Origin of the sequence: Daejeonella sp. H1SJ63, assembly GCF_029360775.1 — a bacterium.
GTDB lineage: Bacteria > Bacteroidota > Bacteroidia > Sphingobacteriales > Sphingobacteriaceae > Daejeonella.
Genome location: NZ_JARKMZ010000036.1, coordinates 107,402 through 128,041, shown reverse-complemented (window position 1 = coordinate 128,041; position 20,640 = coordinate 107,402). Strand labels below are relative to the sequence as shown.

18 protein-coding genes and 5 tRNA genes are annotated in these 20,640 nt (G+C 38.7%); 1 reads left to right on the top strand and 22 read right to left on the bottom strand.

Annotation, left to right across the window (positions count from 1 at the left end):
* Positions 1–62 precede the first annotated feature (62 nt).
* The 19 genes from rpoB to P2W72_RS13115 all read right to left on the bottom strand — a co-directional run bounded on the left by rpoB (position 63) and on the right by P2W72_RS13115 (position 13,825).
* Complete coding sequence (gene rpoB, locus P2W72_RS13205) at positions 63–3,872, bottom strand: DNA-directed RNA polymerase subunit beta (RefSeq protein WP_276363340.1); 3,810 nt, start codon at positions 3,870–3,872, stop codon at positions 63–65.
* Positions 3,873–4,023: 151 nt separating this feature from the next.
* A complete protein-coding gene (gene rplL / locus P2W72_RS13200) occupies positions 4,024–4,404 on the bottom strand; it encodes a 50S ribosomal protein L7/L12 (RefSeq protein ID WP_276363338.1) in 381 nt (126 codons plus the stop codon).
* Positions 4,405–4,462: 58 nt separating this feature from the next.
* Positions 4,463–4,981: a 50S ribosomal protein L10 gene (gene rplJ / locus P2W72_RS13195; protein WP_276363337.1), complete on the bottom strand. Its 519-nt coding sequence runs from the start codon at positions 4,979–4,981 to the stop codon at positions 4,463–4,465.
* Between the two features lie 2 nt (positions 4,982–4,983).
* Positions 4,984–5,682: a 50S ribosomal protein L1 gene (gene rplA / locus P2W72_RS13190; RefSeq protein ID WP_276363336.1), complete on the bottom strand. Its 699-nt coding sequence runs from the start codon at positions 5,680–5,682 to the stop codon at positions 4,984–4,986.
* 22 nt (positions 5,683–5,704) lie between these two features.
* Positions 5,705–6,148, bottom strand: coding sequence for a 50S ribosomal protein L11 (rplK, locus tag P2W72_RS13185; RefSeq protein WP_276363334.1), 444 nt, complete (start codon positions 6,146–6,148; stop codon positions 5,705–5,707).
* Positions 6,149–6,295: 147 nt separating this feature from the next.
* On the bottom strand, positions 6,296–6,838 hold the full coding sequence (gene nusG, locus P2W72_RS13180; RefSeq protein WP_276363332.1) for a transcription termination/antitermination protein NusG: 543 nt from the start codon (positions 6,836–6,838) through the stop codon (positions 6,296–6,298).
* A gap of 10 nt (positions 6,839–6,848) precedes the next feature.
* Entirely contained in the window at positions 6,849–7,043 is a 195-nt protein-coding gene (gene secE, locus P2W72_RS13175; protein WP_276363330.1) for a preprotein translocase subunit SecE, read from the bottom strand.
* 17 nt (positions 7,044–7,060) lie between these two features.
* A tRNA-Trp gene (locus P2W72_RS13170) sits at positions 7,061–7,131 on the bottom strand.
* A gap of 109 nt (positions 7,132–7,240) precedes the next feature.
* Entirely contained in the window at positions 7,241–8,428 is a 1,188-nt protein-coding gene (gene tuf, locus P2W72_RS13165; protein WP_276363327.1) for an elongation factor Tu, read from the bottom strand.
* 61 nt (positions 8,429–8,489) lie between these two features.
* A tRNA-Thr gene (locus tag P2W72_RS13160) sits at positions 8,490–8,561 on the bottom strand.
* 77 nt (positions 8,562–8,638) lie between these two features.
* A tRNA-Gly gene (locus P2W72_RS13155) sits at positions 8,639–8,711 on the bottom strand.
* Between the two features lie 76 nt (positions 8,712–8,787).
* Positions 8,788–8,868, bottom strand: a tRNA-Tyr gene (locus P2W72_RS13150).
* 10 nt (positions 8,869–8,878) lie between these two features.
* A tRNA-Thr gene (locus P2W72_RS13145) sits at positions 8,879–8,951 on the bottom strand.
* 210 nt (positions 8,952–9,161) lie between these two features.
* Entirely contained in the window at positions 9,162–9,494 is a 333-nt protein-coding gene (gene raiA / locus P2W72_RS13140; protein WP_276363326.1) for a ribosome-associated translation inhibitor RaiA, read from the bottom strand.
* 97 nt (positions 9,495–9,591) lie between these two features.
* Positions 9,592–10,473 carry a tyrosine-type recombinase/integrase gene (locus tag P2W72_RS13135; RefSeq protein WP_276363323.1) on the bottom strand — a complete coding sequence of 294 codons (882 nt, stop codon included), beginning with the start codon at positions 10,471–10,473 and terminating at the stop codon, positions 9,592–9,594.
* Between the two features lie 76 nt (positions 10,474–10,549).
* A complete protein-coding gene (rpsU, locus tag P2W72_RS13130; protein WP_276363321.1) occupies positions 10,550–10,741 on the bottom strand; it encodes a 30S ribosomal protein S21 in 192 nt (63 codons plus the stop codon).
* Between the two features lie 345 nt (positions 10,742–11,086).
* The gene (locus P2W72_RS13125; RefSeq protein ID WP_346429775.1) at positions 11,087–12,226 is read right to left on the bottom strand and encodes an acyl-CoA dehydrogenase family protein; all 1,140 of its coding nucleotides are present in this window, start codon (positions 12,224–12,226) and stop codon (positions 11,087–11,089) included.
* Between the two features lie 172 nt (positions 12,227–12,398).
* A complete protein-coding gene (locus P2W72_RS13120) occupies positions 12,399–12,929 on the bottom strand; it encodes an adenine phosphoribosyltransferase (RefSeq protein ID WP_276363316.1) in 531 nt (176 codons plus the stop codon).
* Positions 12,926–13,825: a helix-hairpin-helix domain-containing protein gene (locus tag P2W72_RS13115; protein WP_276363313.1), complete on the bottom strand. Its 900-nt coding sequence runs from the start codon at positions 13,823–13,825 to the stop codon at positions 12,926–12,928. The genes P2W72_RS13120 and P2W72_RS13115 overlap by 4 nt, the downstream gene beginning before the upstream one ends.
* Before the next feature lie 297 nt (positions 13,826–14,122).
* Here P2W72_RS13115 and P2W72_RS13110 point away from each other — a divergent pair, with 297 nt between their 5' ends.
* Positions 14,123–15,331 (top strand): hypothetical protein, encoded by a 1,209-nt coding sequence (locus P2W72_RS13110; protein ID WP_276363311.1) that lies wholly within the window; start codon positions 14,123–14,125, stop codon positions 15,329–15,331.
* Positions 15,332–15,409: 78 nt separating this feature from the next.
* On the opposite strand, the gene P2W72_RS13105 is transcribed toward P2W72_RS13110, so the two are convergent.
* The 3 genes from P2W72_RS13105 to P2W72_RS13095 form a co-directional block, all read right to left on the bottom strand.
* Positions 15,410–16,789 carry a hypothetical protein gene (locus P2W72_RS13105; RefSeq protein WP_276363309.1) on the bottom strand — a complete coding sequence of 460 codons (1,380 nt, stop codon included), beginning with the start codon at positions 16,787–16,789 and terminating at the stop codon, positions 15,410–15,412.
* Positions 16,790–16,867: 78 nt separating this feature from the next.
* Positions 16,868–19,669 carry a TonB-dependent receptor gene (locus P2W72_RS13100; RefSeq protein WP_276363307.1) on the bottom strand — a complete coding sequence of 934 codons (2,802 nt, stop codon included), beginning with the start codon at positions 19,667–19,669 and terminating at the stop codon, positions 16,868–16,870.
* 440 nt (positions 19,670–20,109) lie between these two features.
* Positions 20,110–20,619 carry an Mpo1-like protein gene (locus P2W72_RS13095; protein WP_276363305.1) on the bottom strand — a complete coding sequence of 170 codons (510 nt, stop codon included), beginning with the start codon at positions 20,617–20,619 and terminating at the stop codon, positions 20,110–20,112.
* Positions 20,620–20,640: the final 21 nt, after the last annotated feature.

Here is a 20,640-nt window from a genome sequence, read left to right as displayed (position 1 = left end):
TTTTACGTTTTACGTTGTACGTTAGTTCGAAAACTTATAACGTACAACGTATTACTTATAACTTAATCTAACGTGATATCTAAACCTAAACCTCTTAATTCATGAACCAATACATTGAATGATTCAGGAACTGATGGAGTTGGAAGATTTTCACCTTTAACAATCGCTTCGTAGGTCTTGGCACGTCCTACCACATCATCAGACTTCACTGTTAAGATTTCCTGAAGAATATTGGCAGCACCGAATGCCTCCAATGCCCAAACCTCCATCTCACCAAAACGCTGACCACCGAACTGGGCTTTACCACCCAATGGCTGCTGTGTAATCAATGAGTATGGTCCTATTGAACGTGCGTGCATCTTATCATCAACCATGTGACCCAGTTTCAGCATGTAAATAATACCAACTGTTGTCTGCTGGTCAAAACGATCTCCGGTAAGTCCGTTGTACAGATAAGTTCTGCCTGATTTTGGAATACCCGCTTTTTCAACCCAGCCTTCAACCTCATCATGAGATGCACCATCGAAGATCGGAGTAGCAAACTTGATTCCAAGCTCTTTACCTGCCCATCCCAATACAGTCTCATAGATCTGTCCAAGGTTCATACGTGAAGGTACACCCAGTGGATTCAATACAATATCTACAGGAGTTCCGTCTTCCAGGAATGGCATATCCTCATCACGAACGATTCTGGCAACAATACCTTTATTTCCGTGACGTCCCGCCATTTTATCACCCACTTTCAGTTTACGCTTTTTAGCAACATAAACTTTAGCCATCTGAACGATTCCTGATGGAAGCTCATCACCCACACTGATCGCAAATTTATCACGCTTGTAAGCACCCAGCTCTTCGTTCAGCTTAATATTATAGTTATGAAGAGTTTGTTTGATCAACTCATTCTTATCTTCATCAGTAGTCCACTTGGTTGGGTTTACATTCGCATACTCAAGTTCAGCAAGTATCTTCTGAGTGAATTTCACGCCTTTAGCTACCAGTAACTCTTTGTAAACATTGTAAACACCCTGTGATGTTTTACCATTCACAATAGTGAACAACTTCTCAATTAAGGTATCTTTCAATTCCTTAACCGCTTTATTATGTCTTGCATCCAGCTTCTCGATCATTGATTTCTCTTCCTGCTTAGTTGTTTTCTTAGCACGGGAGAATAATTTAGTATCGATAACCACACCATGAATAGATGGAGGGGTTTTCAAAGATGCATCTTTCACGTCGCCGGCCTTGTCACCAAAGATGGCGCGAAGAAGTTTTTCTTCCGGTGAAGGATCAGATTCTCCCTTAGGTGTGATCTTACCTATCAGAATATCTCCTTCCTTGATCTCAGCTCCGATACGAATGATACCATTCTCATCAAGATCTTTGGTTGCCTCTTCAGAAACGTTTGGAATATCCGGAGTTAATTCTTCCTCACCACGTTTTGTATCGCGAACTTCTAATTCAAATTCTTCAATATGTAATGAGGTAAAAATATCCTGAGATACTACACGCTCAGAGATTACGATCGCATCCTCGAAGTTGAAACCCTGCCACGGCATGAACGCCACTTTAAGGTTTCTTCCGAGTGCTAATTCACCATCCTGAGTTGCATAACCCTCACAAAGAACCTGTCCTTTAACAACCTTTTCACCTTTTTTAACAATTGGCTTCAGGTTGATACAGGTACTCTGGTTTGTTTTCTTGAATTTGATCAGACGGTAAGATTTAACCTCCCCTTCGAAAGATACAAGGACATCATCCTCATTTCTCTCATAACGGATACGGATTTCATTAGCGTCAACATACTCAACAACACCATTTCCTTCTGCATTGATCAGAGTACGTGAATCGCGGGCAACACGACCTTCAAGCCCCGTACCAACAATTGGCGATTCAGGACGTAACAAAGGTACAGCCTGACGCTGCATGTTTGATCCCATCAAAGCACGGTTCGCATCATCATGCTCAAGGAATGGAATTAATGAAGCTGCAATGGATGTGATCTGGTTAGGAGCAATATCCATTAAATCAAGCTTCTTAGGCTCAATTACAGGGAAGTCACCCTCATAACGTGCCTTAACATGCGGAGTTTCGAAATTACCCTTATCATCATATACAGCATTCGCCTGACCAATAGTTTTACCTTCTTCATCTTCTGCAGAAAGGTAAATTACAGGTTCTTCAACAACAACACGTCCATCTTCAACCTTACGGTATGGAGTTTCGATAAAACCAAGGTTATTGATCTTAGCATGAACGCAAAGTGAAGAGATCAGACCGATGTTCGGTCCCTCAGGAGTTTCAATGGTACATAAACGACCATAGTGAGTATAGTGAACGTCACGAACCTCGAAACCTGCACGCTCACGTGAAAGTCCGCCGGGACCTAAGGCTGACAGACGACGCTTGTGCGTAATCTCTGCCAGAGGATTGGTCTGATCCATGAACTGTGATAGCTGATTCGTTCCGAAGAAGGAATTGATCACAGAAGATAAAGTACGCGCATTGATCAGATCGGTTGGAGTAAACACCTCGTTATCACGAATGTTCATTCTTTCACGGATGGTACGGGCCATACGGGCCAGACCAACACCAAACTGTGCATATAGCTGCTCGCCTACTGTACGAACACGACGGTTTGATAAGTGATCAATATCATCGACCTCTGCTTTAGAGTTGATCAGTTTGATCAGATACTTAACAATGGCAATGATATCCTGCTTTGTTAAAACTTTAGTTTCAACAGGAGTAGTTAATTTCAACTTACGGTTAATGCGGTAACGACCCACATCACCAAGATCATATCTCTTATCCGAGAAGAACAAACGGTCAATGATACCACGTGCTGTTTCTTCATCAGGTGGTTCAGCATTACGAAGCTGACGGTAGATATGCTCTACGGCTTCCTTCTCTGAATTGGATGTATCTTTTTGTAAGGTATTATATATAATGGTATAATCACCGCTGTTTACAGCATCATCTTTAGTTAAAATGATCGTTTTAACACCAGCTTCGATGATCATATCGATATGCTCGTCTTCTAAAATGGTTTCGCGTTCCATGATGATCTCATTACGATCAATAGAAACAACTTCACCTGTATCCTCATCCACAAAATCTTCAACCCATTTCTTAAGAACTCTTGCAGCCAGTTTACGGCCTACAGCTTTCTTTAATCCGGATTTACTAACTTTTACTTCATCAGCAAGCTCAAATAATTCAAGGATATCTTTATCAGAATCGTAACCGATAGCACGTAATAAAGTGGTAACCGGAAACTTCTTCTTTCTGTCGATATAAGCATACATGACATTGTTTACGTCAGTAGCAAATTCGATCCATGATCCTTTAAATGGAATTACACGGGCTGAATACAATTTGGTTCCGTTTGTATGACGGCTCTGGCCGAAGAATACACCCGGAGAACGATGTAACTGAGATACAATTACACGCTCAGCACCATTAATAACAAAAGTTCCTTTAGGAGTCATGTATGGGATAGTACCCAGATAAACATCCTGAACTATTGTTTCAAAATCTTCATGCTCTGCATCATTACAAGACAAGCGAAGCTTTGCCTTTAGAGGAACACTGTAGGTTAAACCACGCTCGATACACTCATGTATATCATAACGCGGCGGATCAATGAAGTAATCAAGAAATTCCAGAACGAATATGTTTCTTGAGTCAGAGATCGGGAAATTCTCAGAGAAAACTTTAAACAGACCTTCCTGATGACGGTTGTCTGAAGTAGTTTCCAGTTGAAAAAATTCCCTGAAAGATTGCAATTGAACATCCAGGAAATCCGGATAATCCATCACATGCTTACTGGTAGCAAAATTTACTCTTTCGTTGTGCTTAATTTTGTTTGCCAAGGGATTGCGAATTTAGTTTAGTAAATAAACTGCTGCGATCTGTTGATTCGCCGAAGCGAAAATGTAGATCAAACATTAAATGGGTATAATACAAATGGCAATAGACCCCGATGAAAATCGGAGTCTAAGACCATAATTTATGAGTTAAGAATTACTTAATCTCAACAGTAGCTCCAGCTTCTTCTAATTGCTTCTTAAGAGCTTCTGCTTCAGCTTTATCAACACCAGTTTTAACTTCTTTTGGTGCTCCGTCAACTAAATCTTTAGCTTCTTTCAAACCTAAACCGGTAAGATCTTTAACAAGTTTTACAACTCCTAATTTAGAACCACCAGCGTCTTTTAATATAACATCAAAAGAGGTTTGCTCAGCTGCTGCTGCAGGTGCATCACCACCGCCAGCTACTGCTGCTACTGCCACTGCTGCTGCAGCAGGCTCGATACCATACTCATCTTTTAAGATTTGAGCTAATTCGTTTACTTCTTTTACTGTTAAGTTTACTAATTGCTCAGCAAACGATTTTAAATCTGCCATTTTATTTTAATTTTAAAATTCTGTACTTAATAAATTTAATCGAACTTTAAGGTGTTCGTTAACCTCTTTCTTGTAAAGTTTTAACAATTCCTGCAAGCTTATTACCACCTGACTGTAAGCCAGAGATAACATTTTTGGCAGGAGATTGAAGCAATGCAATGATGTCTGCCACCAATTCTTCCTTAGATTTAAGGTTCACCAGGGCATCCAGTTGATTGTCGCCAATAAATACTGCTGAATCGATATATGCAGCTTTCAGTACTGGTTTATCACCTGATTTTCTCAATTGTTTAATCAGCTTTGCAGGAGCATTAGCTGTTTTTGAGAATAAAATTGATGATGATCCTTTCAGTACATCAAACATTTCGCTGAAATCACCTTCAGAAGCTTCCATAGCTTTTCTGATCAGCTTATTCTTAGCGACCTGCATTTTGATACCGTTCTCGAAACATTTGCGGCGAATATCATTTACTTTTGCTACAGACAGGTTTGCAGTGTCGGCAATGTAGAAATTACCATACTCAGCAATCGTTTCTGTTAAAGCAAGAACAACTTCGTGTTTTTCTTCTTTTCTCATGATTAGATTCCCGCTACTGATTTAGTTTCAATTTCGATTCCAGGACTCATTGTAGAAGACATGTGAATGCTCTTAAAATAAGTTCCCTTTGCAGCCGATGGCTTTAATTTAGAAATGGTTTGAATTACTTCCAACGCATTTTCATAAATTTTCTCAGCATCAAATGATACTTTTCCGATCGAAGTGTGAATGATTCCTGTTTTGTCAACTTTGAAATCGATCTTACCACCTTTAACATCAGTTACTGCTTTACCCACATCAGGGGTAACAGTTCCTGACTTAGGGTTAGGCATCAGGTTACGCGGACCTAAAACACGTCCGAGTTTACCTACTTTAGCCATAACACTAGGCATAGTAATAATGATATCAACGTCAGTCCATCCACCTTCTATTTTGGCAATATATTCATCCAAACCCACGTAATCTGCACCTGCTGCTTTAGCCTCTGCTTCCTTATCAGGAGTACAAAGAACCAAAACGCGGACAGTCTTACCTGTACCATGAGGAAGAGTAGCAATACCACGTACCATTTGATTCGCCTTACGTGGATCAACGCCTAAGCGGATATCCAGATCAACGGATGCATCAAATTTTGTAGTAGTTATATCTTTAACCAATGCCGAAGCCTGGGTTAATGAATAAGCTTTTCCAGCCTCAATTTTGGAATGTGCCTGTTTTTGATTTTTTGTTAATCTAGCCACTTCTTAAACTGATTTTGTATAATTAATTGTTCCAGGGTGCATCACCGCTAACGGTAATTCCCATACTGCGTGCTGTACCAGCAACCATTCTCATGGCTGACTCGACAGTAAATGCGTTCAAGTCGCTCATCTTATCTTTTGCAATCCCCTCAACCTGCTCCCAGCTAACACTGGAAACTTTCTTACGGTTAGGCTCTGCTGAACCACTCTTTAAACCTGTTGCTTCCAGTAACTGGATTGCTACAGGTGGAGTTTTAATGATAAAATCAAATGACTTGTCGACATAAACAGTGATTACAACCGGTAAAACTTTACCTGGCTTATCTTGGGTACGTGCATTGAATTGCTTGCAAAACTCCATGATATTCACACCTTTTGCTCCCAATGCGGGACCAACCGGTGGTGATGGATTAGCAGCGCCGCCCTTGATCTGTAATTTAATTAAAGCACCGACTTCTTTTGCCATTTTAATTGATTTGTTTTTAACTCAATGTTCGTAGTGGAAGCTATGTAACATTTAAGACCTTTGGCAGTATTGAGTATTTAGTACAAAGTACCTAGATACCCACCCACCGATAATATTTTATACGTCCTTCTATCTCAGTACTTAGTACTATTCTTTCTCAACCTGCATATAATTCAACTCAAGTGGTGTTCTTCTTCCGAAAATCTTAACCATAACCTTAAGTTTCTTTTTCTCTTCGTTTACCTCTTCAATAACTCCGGTAAACCCGTTGAACGGCCCATCCATCACTTTTACATTCTCGCCAACGTAATAAGGTACATTCATTGATTCACCCTGTTCAGCCATTTCATCAACCTTACCTAAAATACGGTTAACTTCAGCAGCCCTCATTGGAACAGCGTTACCGCTTTTATCCCCAAGGAAACCTATAACGCTATTGATACCTTTAATTACATGTTCAAGCTCGCCATCCAGAGCAGCTTCGATAAGTACATATCCAGGATAGTAGTTACGCTCTTTAGCGATCTTCTTTCCATCTTTCATCTGATAGTACTTTTCCATTGGGATCAGAACCTGAGGTAAAAGATGAGATATACCTAAACGATTAATTTCTGCTTCTAAATACTGCTTTACTTTTTTCTCTTTGCCGCTAACAGCCCTTACCACATACCATTTCAATTGATCGCTCATAGTGCTTTAATTATGCCAGAGATTTATAAAACATCTTTAATGCATTACCAGCTGACTCATCCATGGCCAAAATCACCAGAGAGATAATAATGGATGCAACCAATACCAATACAGCAGAATTTTGCAATTCAGTCCAGGTAGGCCAAGTAACCTTCTGGGTCATTTCTGTATATGATTCTTTTAAAAACTCTACTACGTTAGCCATTTTCAATTCTGCGTAAGCACGGGAACAAGGATTCGAACCCTGATCAAAGGTTTTGGAGACCTCTATTCTACCATTGAACTATTCCCGTTTATTAAAAACTCTGTTTACTGATCTTGTAAACTAAGCCCGTGTATTATAAGAAAACATAAGTCCACAAAGGGACTTATGTTATCCAATTAACCTTTATAAGAAATTGCTTATTTTACAATTTCAGTTACCTGTCCGGCACCTACGGTTCTACCACCTTCACGGATAGCGAAACGAAGACCTTTTTCCATTGCGATTGCGTTGATCAGTTTTACACTGATTGTAACGTTATCACCAGGCATAACCATTTCTACTCCTTCAGCAAGAGTAATCTCACCGGTAACGTCTGTTGTACGGAAGTAGAACTGTGGACGATATTTGTTAAAGAATGGAGTGTGACGTCCACCTTCAGCTTTTGACAATACGTAGATCTCAGCTTTAAAGTCAGTGTGAGGAGTTACAGAACCTGGCTTACAGATAACCATACCACGACGGATATCAGTTTTCTCAATACCACGTAACAATAAACCTACGTTATCACCAGCTTCACCTCTGTCTAATATCTTACGGAACATCTCAACACCAGTAACAACTGATTTTAAGTTTTCAGCACCCATACCTAAGATATCAACCTGCTCTCCTGAGTTGATTACTCCTCTTTCGATACGTCCTGTTGCTACAGTACCACGACCAGTGATCGAGAATACGTCTTCAACTGGCATCAGGAAAGGAAGGTCAGTCAAACGCGGAGGAATTGGAATGTAGCTATCTACAGCTTCCATTAGCTCCATAATTTTACCTACCCATTTAGGATCACCATTTAATCCACCTAATGCAGAACCCTGAATAACAGGAATCTCATCACCAGGGAATTCGTAGAAACTTAATAGTTCACGGATTTCCATCTCTACCAGTTCAAGTAATTCAGGATCGTCAACCATGTCAACTTTATTCATGAAAACAACCAATGAAGGTACACCTACCTGACGGGCAAGAAGGATGTGTTCACGGGTTTGTGGCATCGGACCATCAGTAGCAGCAACTACGATGATAGCACCATCCATTTGAGCAGCACCAGTAACCATGTTCTTCACATAGTCAGCGTGACCAGGACAGTCAACGTGAGCATAGTGACGGTTAGCCGTTGAATACTCCACGTGTGCAGTATTGATGGTGATACCTCTTTCTTTTTCTTCCGGAGCAGAGTCAATTGAATCAAATGAACGTGCTTCAGAAAGGCCTGCATCAGCTAATACTTTAGTGATAGCCGCTGTAAGCGTAGTTTTACCGTGGTCAACGTGACCGATTGTACCGATATTTAAATGCGGTTTACTGCGGTCAAATTTTTCTTTTGCCATTTTGTTTTATACTAATTAATAGGTTAATTTTATTATTGTTTTATTCTAAAATACAATTCTGAGCCAACGATGGGACTTGAACCCATGACCTCTTCCTTACCAAGGAAGTGCTCTACCGCTGAGCTACGTCGGCTTTTTAAATTTGCTCTCGGGCATCTGCCAAAGTCCATTTTTAAAACAATGAACCAATTGTCGACAAATTAACCTTTGAGCGGAAGACGAGGTTCGAACTCGCGACCTATAGCTTGGAAGGCTATCGCTCTACCAACTGAGCTACTTCCGCATTTTTAATTACAAATTAAGAATTAAGAATTAGTCGTGCATTCGTAATTCTTAATTAACCAATTCGTAATTGGTTGTGGGGGGGGAAGGATTCGAACCTTCGAAACCGAAGTAACGGATTTACAGTCCGTCCCATTTGACCGCTCTGGAACCCCCCCAACATTTCCGAGCCTCCTATCGGGATCGAACCAATGACCTACTGATTACAAGTCAGTTGCTCTACCAGCTGAGCTAAGGAGGCGAAATGTATAAACCTTTATTCTTTAAATTTAAAAGAACCTTCCCATTTAGTGTTTGTTATTCCTGACGAACAACCCCCTCTGAAATGGACTGCAAATCTACGAAAATTATAAGTCGGTCAAAATTTTTTAGAAAAAAAATTCGGCAGTCTTTTTGACTGCCGAAAAAGCCCTTAATTCACAGGGTTTTACAAATTAAAAAAAAATAAAAATTATTGCGCTGTGATCTCCGATTTATGATTACTTATATGAGAGCGCTGCTTTTCCTTATGTTTGTCGATCTGACGCCTGAGTGATTCGATAGCTTTATCCGTTGCTTCTTCAAATGATTTACATTGCTCTTTTGCAAATAAATCATTGCCGGGGATCATTATTTTGATCTCAGTAATCTTATTTGCCTCGTCTTCCGAATTATCTAACCTCAGATAAACATCCCCACCTATGATCTGATCATAAAACTGATCGAGCTTATCTGCCTTCTTCTGTATAAAATCCAGCAACTTAATGTCTGCTGTAAAATGGATCGATTGCACTCTGATTTTCATATTTCCTCCTTTTGTATAAATATAAAATTAATATAATCCTGCCGCTTAAAGCAGCTTATTTTGGTAGTAATATTGTCAAATTCATGCGCTTTAAAAATCAGGCTTTAGGATGAGCCTGCTTGTAAATTAACTTTAATTTTTCAACTGAGTTATGTGTGTATACCTGAGTAGCTGCCAGACTGGAATGCCCAAGTAACTCCTTAATTGCATTCAGATCGGCTCCACGGTTTAAGAGAGAGGTTGCAAAACTGTGCCTGAGAATATGCGGACTACGCTTCTTATGCGTTGATACTACAGATAAAATCAGCTTCACTTTTCTATAAATAAACCTGGGATATACATCCCTGCCATCATTGGTAACGATCAAACCGGAAGATTTAATATCAAACCCCTGATTTTGTTTCAGATTAATATAATTTTCAATCAATGTCGCCAGCGAACTGTTTACAGGAATAATTCTTTGCTTATTCCTCTTCCCTAAAACCTTAATATATTGTTCGTATCTGTTAAAATCTTCCTCTTTCAAATTCAACAGTTCTGAAAGTCTTATACCGGTTCCATATAAAAGTTCAATAATCAGCCGGTCACGATACCCTGAAAAATCTTCAGTAAAAACATGAACTCCATCCAGAAGACTGTCCATCTTTTGCTCTGTTATAATCACGGGTAAACGTCTGGGAATTTTAGGACCCTTAACCTGAATCATCGGATTGAATTGAATCAGCTCTTCCCTTTGAAGGAATTTATAAAAGGATCTCAGACAGGATATTTTTCTATTAATCGTTTTGGACTCAATGCCCTGGTCCATCAATTCAACCATCCAGGCTCTAACATGCTGATGTTCTACATTTTGTATATCGGCATCACTTGTCTGAAGGAACACGAAAAATTGTTCGAGGTCTTTTCGGTAAGCAGTTACGGTATTCGGGGATAACCGTTTTTCAAACTGCAGGTATCGTATAAAGCGCTCTATAAACATCGAAAACTATTTGCACATCCAATGAATTGAATATACAAATAGTTTCAGACTTTAATGCTTTATAAAAAAAGAAAAATTAAACAGATTCGATGTTTAATCCTTGCTTGTAAATAGCTTTCTTAATTTCTGTACGGCGGGTAATTGATTTTTTCTCAAATGCCTGACGGCTACGAAGCTCTCTCAAAACACCGGTTTTTTCGAATTTCTTTTTAAAGCGCTTTAATGCTTTATCTAATGATTCGCCGTCTTTTACGTTAATAATGATCATAATTTACAGATACCCCCTTTCGGTTTTGGACTGCAAAGCTACAAAAAATATTAATAATTCCTAAAGCAGAGCCAAAATTAAAAGAAGAACCACCTAAAGCAAGTATAAAATTCAGAAAACTGATTGGGCTGATGCCCTGTTATCGGATCTGAATCTGAGTTTAAAATAGCTTTGACCAGCTCAATTATTTTTCTACTGAACCTAATCCTGAAAGGAATAATCAGGAATTTTAACTTAAAAGTTGAGCAATAGATTCTACAATGAAAATTTTAGAATTCGAACTGATATTTTAAGGTCCCATCTAAATTTAGAAAAACTAATTCCCATAGTCAAACCCGCTCATTCTTATTTCAGCACCTCCCTGGCGATAACAATCTTCTGTATTTCAGAGGTACCTTCACCAATGGTACATAATTTTGAATCGCGGTAAAACTTTTCAACCGGAAAATCCTTGGTATAACCGTAACCACCAAAGATCTGAACAGCTTCAGTTGCTGTTCTTACGCAAACCTCTGAAGCATAATATTTGGCCATCGCAGCAATTCTGGTAACTTCTGCTCCTCTGTTCTTCAGATCTGCTGCCTGCATAATCAATAACTCAGCAGCTTCAATTTCAGTAGCCATATCAGCTATTTTAAATGAAATTCCCTGAAATGAAGAAATAGGCTGACCAAACTGATAACGCTGTTTTGAGTAATTAACGGCAGCATTCATCGCCCCTTTTGCCATGCCTAATGCCAATGCTGCTATCGAAATCCTTCCTCCATCCAAAACGTACATTGCCTGCTTAAAGCCTTCCCCTTCTTTACCCAGCAAATTTTCTTTAGGTACAAGGCAATTATCAAATATGAGCTCCGTTGTTTCAGAAGCTCTCATACCCAGTTTATTTTCCTTTTTGCCATGTGCAAATCCGGTTGTACCTTTTTCGATAACCAGCGCTGAAATACCTTTTGAATCACCTTTTTCACCGGTACGTACCATCACAACGGCTATGTTCCCTGATTTACCATGAGTGATCCAGTTCTTGGAACCGTTAACTACATAATAATCCCCTTCCAAAACCGCCGTAGTATTCATGCCTAATGCATCTGACCCTGTATTTGCTTCGGTTAATCCCCATGCTCCTATCCATTCTGCTGATGCCAGTTTGGGAAGCCAGCGTCTTTTCTGTTCATCGCTCCCAAATGCCAGAATATGGCCTGTACATAATGAATTATGGGCTGCTAAGGATAAACCAATTGAACCACAAACTTTGGCGATCTCTGATATGACACTTACATATTCGAAATATCCCAAACCTGCGCCTCCATATTCTTCAGGAACAAGGACTCCCATCAAGCCCGTATCTCCAAGTTTCTTAAATACTTCGACTGGAAATGTCTGTGACTCATCCCATTCCATAACATTCGGACGAATATGCTTTTCTGCAAAATCGCGAACCGTGCCGATGATCATCTGTTGATTTTCGGACAAACTGAAGTTAATACCTTCATGACCGAGGTTTGTAATTGCCTGCATAAAATTTGGTTAGTTATACAATAATAGCAATTAAACAGGCTTCTTCAGACTAAAAACATCCAAAAACCAACAGGGTAACATGGTTCCCGGTTCAATAAATTGTTTTAAAGAGGAATGAGACCAATCTCATCCGAAACAATTATTTGTAAGACACCAGGCTAATAATATTTTCAGAAACATTCCGAAGTTTCTCACTGGCATTTAAAAAATCGAGACTGACCACAAAAGCATATCCGGCTATAACGCCATCCAGTTTCTGAACCAATCGTGTAGCAGCACCAACGGTACCACCGGTTGCAAGCAGATCATCATGTACCAATACCCTCTGCCCCCGACTAATTGCATCCACATGCAATTCAAGAATGGCTGAGCCGTATTCCAATTCACAAGGCTCCTCAACTGTTTTAAAGGGCAGTTTACCTTTTTTACGGACGGGTACAAATGGTACCTGCAAGCGGTTGGCCAGCATCAAACCAAATAAAAAACCTCTGCTTTCTATTCCGGCAACCACATCGACCTGTACTCCTTCAAGGCGATGAACAAATTCATCAATCACCGCAGTACATAATGCAGAATCTTTAAGTATTGGTGTAATATCTTTGAAAACAATGCCCTGCTTTGGGAAATTGGCTATATCACGAATAGCCTTATCAAGCTCTTTACTGATCATGGATTGAATGAAATATATGGCTCAATTTTACGGATAATTTCTTCATTGAGCAGAGCAACTTTATTTAATTCATCAATACTACCAAAAGGACCATGCTGCCTGCGATACTGAAGAATGGCATTCATTTGTTTATATGTCAAATAAGGGTGCTTTTTAAGCTGTTCAAACGTAGCTGAATTGAGGTCTATTCTGCTGATAAGCTTTGAATCTAAAACAATCTGATCATCAATCTGTTGAAATTTAGCGGAGTCAAGACCATAAACTTCCTTTAACTGTTCCTTTTTATAAAAGCCTCCCAGACGATTTCTATACCTGATAATTCTGGATGCAAAAGCGGGACCAATTCCACGAATTGCAGTTAACATTGCTGAGTCAGCTGAATTAATTTCTACCATCACTACCTCAGTATTCTGCTTTTCCCGGGCGGCGTTTATGAAAGATATCTTTCTGCTTTTCTTTTCAAATGACGTTGGATTAACAATGCGGATATAAGGTTCCAGCTTTAAATACTGCTCAGCACTTATAGAATACATCTTTTTCAAATCCTCCTTACTATTAAACTTCCCTCCTTTTGATTCATATTTATAAATCACTTTGATCTGCTTATCCGAGAGTCCAAGTTTCCTCCATGATTTTTCATCCAGCATATTCGGATCAAACATGAAATATTCTGCTTTAATGGCTTCTTTTAACGGTTGATGAGCACGGGCTTTGCTAATCTGTTCTTTAAGTTCAAGGATTTCCAACTCAAAGTTACTGGTGTCGTACAGAGTATCTTCACTATAATAGCGGTAAATTACAGGGAACGAAAGAGTAATCAACACCAGAGTCAGCAGCAATATAATTCCATTCAGTTCTTTTCTGGAAAAAGAAAAATATGATCTGATATATTTCATGGCCGTATGTTAATTTGAAAATTCAATTCTTCTGAAGAATTCAGATTGCTATCACAGTGAACATAGGAAAATTCCCTAAACACAGATTTACAATCAATTTAAATTCCAATCCAACATTTCTTCAAAAACGGCTAACTTTTCTGAGTTAATGGTACCCTGAAACTCGAAATCAAACTTTCAATGTCTAATCAGATAAAACAGAAATCCTTAAATATTGTAAAAAAACTCTGGCATATCCGCTCTTTTTGTTACTTAAACATTATCTTTATGTTAACTTAATGTTAAGTTATTGGAAAATTGAAGTCACTCATATCCATATTAAGCCTTAAACTGCTATTATTAGCCACGTTTTGCGTTCGGGCTGATTATGCATTTGCAAATAATTTCAGCATAGAATTTTACAGCGGAACTTTTAGTTTCGAGATTGATCCATCATCTGATATTGAGTTTTCAGGAGAGCTCAACACAGAGACCATAAAGGATTTTTATAACAAACTGGATCAAAGCAGATATCAGTCTGTATTAACCTCACTGCTCAATTATAAAGAAAAACACCAGCTGAATGATTGGATCTATTATCAGCTGATCAGAAAAACTGCTCAGAAGATCAGTCCTAAAGCAGAAAACTATCATCGATACACCTTATACAAATGGTTTTTCCTGAGTAAATCAGGATACGATGCAAGACTTTCAATAGGAAATAACAGGATCATTTTTTACGTAAGAAATGACGAGAACATCAATGACATTCCCTTCTTCAGTATAGAAGGGAATAAATACATGTGCCTCAACTATCATGATTATGGAAAGGTAGATTTTGAAAAAGACAAAGTATATCCAATTCAGATTAACATTCCGGAGGCAAAAAATTCATTCTCGTATAAAGTTACCCGTATGCCTGATTTCAGGCCTGAATCATATCGTGAAAAAGAAGTCCTGTTTCAATACAAACAGAAAGCTTATCATTTTCAGATCAAACTAAACCCGGAAGTAGAAAGTATATTCGCCAATTATCCGGGGGTGGATTTTGAATCTTACTTCAATATACCACTCAGTCATGAAACCTACAGTTCCCTGATTCCGATACTTAAAAAAAATCTTACAGGTATGACACAGAAAAAAGGCGTAGACTATTTAATGAGATTTACGCGTTATGCTTTCCTGTATCAGAATGATGAAGACAATTTCGGGAAGGAAAAACGCCTTTCGCCTGAACTAACTTTATTTTCAAAATACAGCGACTGTGATGACCGGGCAGGACTTTTCTTTTACCTGGTAAAGGAGATCTACAATTTACCGATGATTGCTCTCCTGTACCCTACGCATATAAGCATGGCCGTACAGTTTGATAAACCTGTTGGCAAATCAATTATCTACAATGGGCAAAAATATTCTGTTTGTGAGCCAACACCACAAGAACAAAACCTAAGAATAGGTCAGATTGCTTCAGAGTTTCAAAATGCTGATTATGAAGTTGTATATAGCTATCATCCCTCAGCAAAGTAGAATTAGGTTTACAAAAGTCTAAAAAGCAAAATACCCGCCATACAGCGGGTATTTATACTAACATCAAAATAAAGGATCTTAATAGCCGTTTGCCCCTTTAGTGAAATTAAAATTAGTCCATCCTGCCATCCAGTTCGTTGTACCGAATGCTCCACGGTAAGTGGTAGCAGTGAAGAATGAATTAGAAAGATCACCTGCAAATGCAGCTCCTGTTAAAGCAGGAGAACCTGTTTGAGGAAGAAGATTTGGGTTTGTCAGATTAAACGGATCAGTAATTTTAGCATCAGCAGCAGCAGTTAAAGTGATTGTCGAAGCAGCTTCTGCTTTAGATTTCACAATTGCATCACTGGCACCTGTTACAGTTACAGAACCAATTTTATATGTTGCTGCGTATGCATGCAAAAGGTTATTCTTAAACTCAGAGGTTGGAGTTGTTCCGGTCAGACTGTTATAGGTAGCATCTGATTCCAGAGAAAGGCCACCTTTCATCCATCCAACAAGCACAGAATTGTCCAATACAAAGTTTGATGCTCTTCTGAAACGATTTGCAAAGTTGTGATTCTTTGAAGAAGTATTATCTACATTAGGGCCAATAAATGTAAAGTTAGAAAGTACCGGACGGGTTGCAGGAGTTGCATTTGTACCGGTGCCATCATTATCACACTCAATACCATTACCAGCATCACCACCATCCACAAATGATGGATCTCTCAGTGTAACACCAAACTGAATTTTACCGGTGTATCCGAAGTCAAAGTCAAAATCATCATCTGCAGTTCCGTAAGCAATCAGGTACTTAGCATTTACGGTTCCGCCGAAAATCTCAAATGCATCATCATTACCATAAGCAACCTGAACATACTCAATTGTAGTTCCTGAGCCAACACCACCAAGTGTTAAACCGTTAATCTCAGAATTTGGCTGAGCTGCAATACCTGCAAATTCGATACGAACGTACTTCAATGTACCTGAGTTATCATTATCTACTGTACCACCATAATTTTTACCAACTCCACCTTCAATAGTTGGCTCTGTTGAACGATTGGTTTTTGACTTTCCAAGGATGATCAAACCACCCCAGTCGCCTGGATTACGCTGACCAAGTGCTTTACCTGATGTGAATACGATTGGCTTCGCTGCTGTTCCGATAGCGTTAATTTTAGCACCTCTTTCAATTATAAGAGCTCCTTTGTCAGAAACATCACTTTTGATAGTTGTTCCGGCTGCAATGTTAATCTCACTGCCATCTTCAAAATATACATAACCTTTCAGAATGTAAGTACCCTCGGTAAGATTAAGAACCGTATTTTTATAAACACCGGAAATAACCGATCCATTCTGCAAAGTCAGAGTTTGTTTAGCTCCTCCAACAACTTCAGGGGTTCCTGAGTCCTTTTGACAAGATGCTGCAAAAATTGCCAGAGCAAGAATTAAAGTCTTAAATTTCAATGATTTCATGTTATTATTTTTGTTTTTGTAAATGTAAGGACCCAATGTTAGCTCAACTTTAAGCCTTCGTTAAGTCTCTCTCAATTCTTATTTATTCTGTCCCAGACCGATATTGTATGAGAAAGACAATGAGATATTAGAACCCAATCTGGAAGAGTTAATCATACGGTCAATACCTGCACCCTCATAAGCCTTTTTGGAGTTTCCTGCATTATTCTGATAAAAGACAGTGTTTTGATTCAGGATATCACCGAAATTAAGTTTGATTTCAGCTTGTGACTTCATCACTTTCTTACTTACCTGCAAATCAATCACATCGCGGGCATTCTCATAGATATCTCCATAACCCTGATATCCTACAAGGAATATCCTCTGTCCAATACGGTTATACACTGTAGTGAATGTCAATGCTGTCTTAGGTGAGAAGTATTGCAATCCTGCATTCAAAAGGTAAGGCGATTGTCCCTGCAAAGGCCTGTTGATACCTACACCTTTAACCTTTGAATCGATATAGGAAGCATTGGCAAATACAGTCATGTTTTCCAGCCAGTTTTTATCTCCAAGGAAAGATAATTTCTTACGGACATCCAGTTCAATACCTAATGATGTTGCCTGATCAGCATTCAGAAAATTTATACCTCTAACAACCGGGGTTGAATTCGAATTCACACGCTGCTCAATTGGATCATTAAATTTTTTGTAAAAACCTGAAATTGTAAAGGTTTCTCCTGCCGAAGGATATAATTCATATCTAAGGTCAGCATTAAAGATCCTGGCACGTTTCAGGTTAGGATTACCTGTTACTGAAGTCTGACTGATAAAGTCATAATAGTTAAACAATGCCAGTTCTCTGAACTCAGGTCTTGAAACAGTTTGTGAACCTGACATACGAATATTTGAACGATCATTTACTTTAAATGTCAGGTTAGCTGATGGAAGAATATCAAAGTTATCCTGTTTAGCTACAATCGGCTGACCTGAAAAATCAATTGCATTCAATGTTTGTGCAAATTGCTCGAAACGTGCTCCATAAGAAAGTCTGAATCTTTTGCTCAGGTTATTATCCAACATCAGGAAGCCGGCATTTAAATCAGAGTTTGCTGTGTAGCTATCCGTATTATTTGAAAAATCATTTAAGATATAAGCATTCTCGCTGATGTTTGCAGGAGCAAAAATCTGATCGATTGGCAAACTGCTGTAGGTGTGTTCAAATGAAGCCGGCCCAACGTACAGGTAGTTGAAAATACGTGCAGCGAAATCACGCTCTTTGTATTGCTTTAATACACCTGCTTTAAATGTCGACTGCTGATCAAAAAGCTTCACCGGTACAGAAACTGAAGTCTGCGCACCGTAAGTATTTTCCTCAAGACCTGAGAACAGACGTCTTGTATTTCTGTCAATCAGGCGGAATGGTTCCTGTGTTCCAAGAGAACGGCGATAATCAATTGTTCTTTGATCAGGCTGATCTCTGTTAACTCTTGCATAGTTTAAGTTCCAGTTAACTTTCAGCTGCTTTTTACCTAACTGATGCTCGCCTTCAAGCTGAGAGTTTAACAGACTTTTCTCTGTCAGATCAGATACATTAAGCCTTACATCCTGAATATTATCATTGGTATATCCGATTCTTGAAGTGTAATTATCTTCAAATACCCGGTTATACATACTTTTGAAAGCAAGCTTATTAGCTCCTTTGATATAGGCAAAGTTTGCAAGCAAACCCAGACTGGTATTATATTTATTCACGCTTTCGCCGTACTCATAAAAAGGTGTTCCGGAGAACTCATAATCCTTTCTTTGCGCCACCGCTCTGTTCTGGGAGTTTCTGTAGCTTAAAGAGACCACATTACCAAATGAACCGCCATTCTTTAAATCTTTTCTTTTACCCCAGGTTAACTGGTGATTTTGAGAAGGGATAGCCATTGCATTAACTTCACCATAAGCATTGCTTAATTTTGAAGAGTACTTTGCTTTTTCTGCGTTTGTTAATGGATTGTATGCCTGAAATGTTGCAGGGAAGCTGGAAGGAAGCTTACGACTTCCATCATCAAATCCAAGGAAATCGTATTTATTTCTTGCATTTGAAGTAAAATCTTTAAAAGTCGATTGGCTGTTATACCCAAAGCTCGCAGAAATGTTCAGAAAATTCTCTTCCGGAACATCCCTTGTTATAACCTGTATAACCCCACCAGCGAAATCTCCAGGAAGATCAGCAGAAGCAGTTTTATTAACTATTACCCTGTCAATTAAGTTTGCAGGTATAATATCAAATGAAAAAGCCTTTCTATCTGGTTCAGACGATGGAAGTACGGCATTATTCAGAATTGAAGAATTATATCTGTCTGCAAGTCCTCTGATGATCACAAATTTATTCTCCTGAATACTTGCACCACTAACGCGCTTCAATACCTCAGAAGTGCTGCGGTCAGGAGTCCTGCGTATTAACTCAGAAGTTATACCGCTTGATATGCTGATGCTATTCTTTTGTTGAGCATAAAGTGCGCTGATACTTTCCTGTCTTACTGTTGCAGTAATAACAACCTCTTCCAGAGCCAGAGAGCTTGCTTCTTCCATGATCACATCCAGAGTGGTTGTTTTTCCTGGGAGAACTTCAATATCTGTAATGTTCTTTGTTGAATATCCGATATAAGAAAATGTCAGATTGTACTTACCTGGGTTTAACCCGGCAAGTGTGTAACGACCTTCGATATCAGTAGAAGCACCCTGGGTAGCCCCTGTAATTTTTACTGTCAGGCCAATTAATGTTTCACTGGTTTTGGAATCACTTACTACTCCGGAAATTTTTCCGGTTTGCTGACTAAAAGCTGTTAATGTACTTAATGTTAAGAATACAATTAAGCTTAAGATCCGATGATTAACGTTGTGTTTCAATTGTTTAAATTTTGATTTGTACAAAAGTATTACCACAGTGTTAAGTCATTATTGCATTAGTGTTATAGATGAATTACCAATAAATAAATTAATTGTTAAGTATGTTAAGAAAACGTTAAGCGGAATCAAGCAATAAACTACAATGATCTTTAGCTGTATCCAGGCCTGAAAAATGCATTTAAAGGCCTGAAAAAGAGATTTTACAGATTAATTCTACATAAAGAATCTGTCAAATCAGGGGTTGTTAACATTAGAAACAGGCAAAATATCAAAATTCTGCTGACACAGAAATGACAAAGAAGAGATTTATAAAAACATCAGAAATCTGACATCACATCCGAAAATCTTAAAAAAAAACGGGGCAAAACATCCCTGACAAATCAACATGCAGAATTATTCTGCCGGGGATCAGTATTAAAGAAAACCGGTTTGTAGCAAAACTAATATTTGATTCCTGCCTTCTTCAATAAAAAATGAAGCAGCCAGATCGGGCCTATTAACAAGAATCTGAGGTCATCAAAGAATGAAGGCTTTTTCCCTTCTATTTTATGGCCAATGAACTGACCAATCCAGGATAAGACAAAAATACCCAGACAAACCTGCCACATTTGCGGCCAGCCTTCATTATTGTGCATTTTCTCCAGGCTTACAATACCTGCAGAGAAAAACATCATCAGCAGCAACATCAGATAGGATAATACCGGGGACAGTTTATAATAGTAATAGATAGCAAATGCAATCAAAAATGAGGCAAAATTCACATAGCCATTATATCTGCCAAGGAAATCAAGATAAGGAAAAGGAATTGCCCAGATCAGTCCAAACAGACTGAATACAATCAGGGGAACACAAATCCAGTGAATGATTTTATTAGTCGGATTCTGATGACTTTCTGAATACTTATCAAAATATACATCCACTAAACGCTTCTCTTCTTGCTTTTGCATCATTAAATATAAAAAGAATTGAAC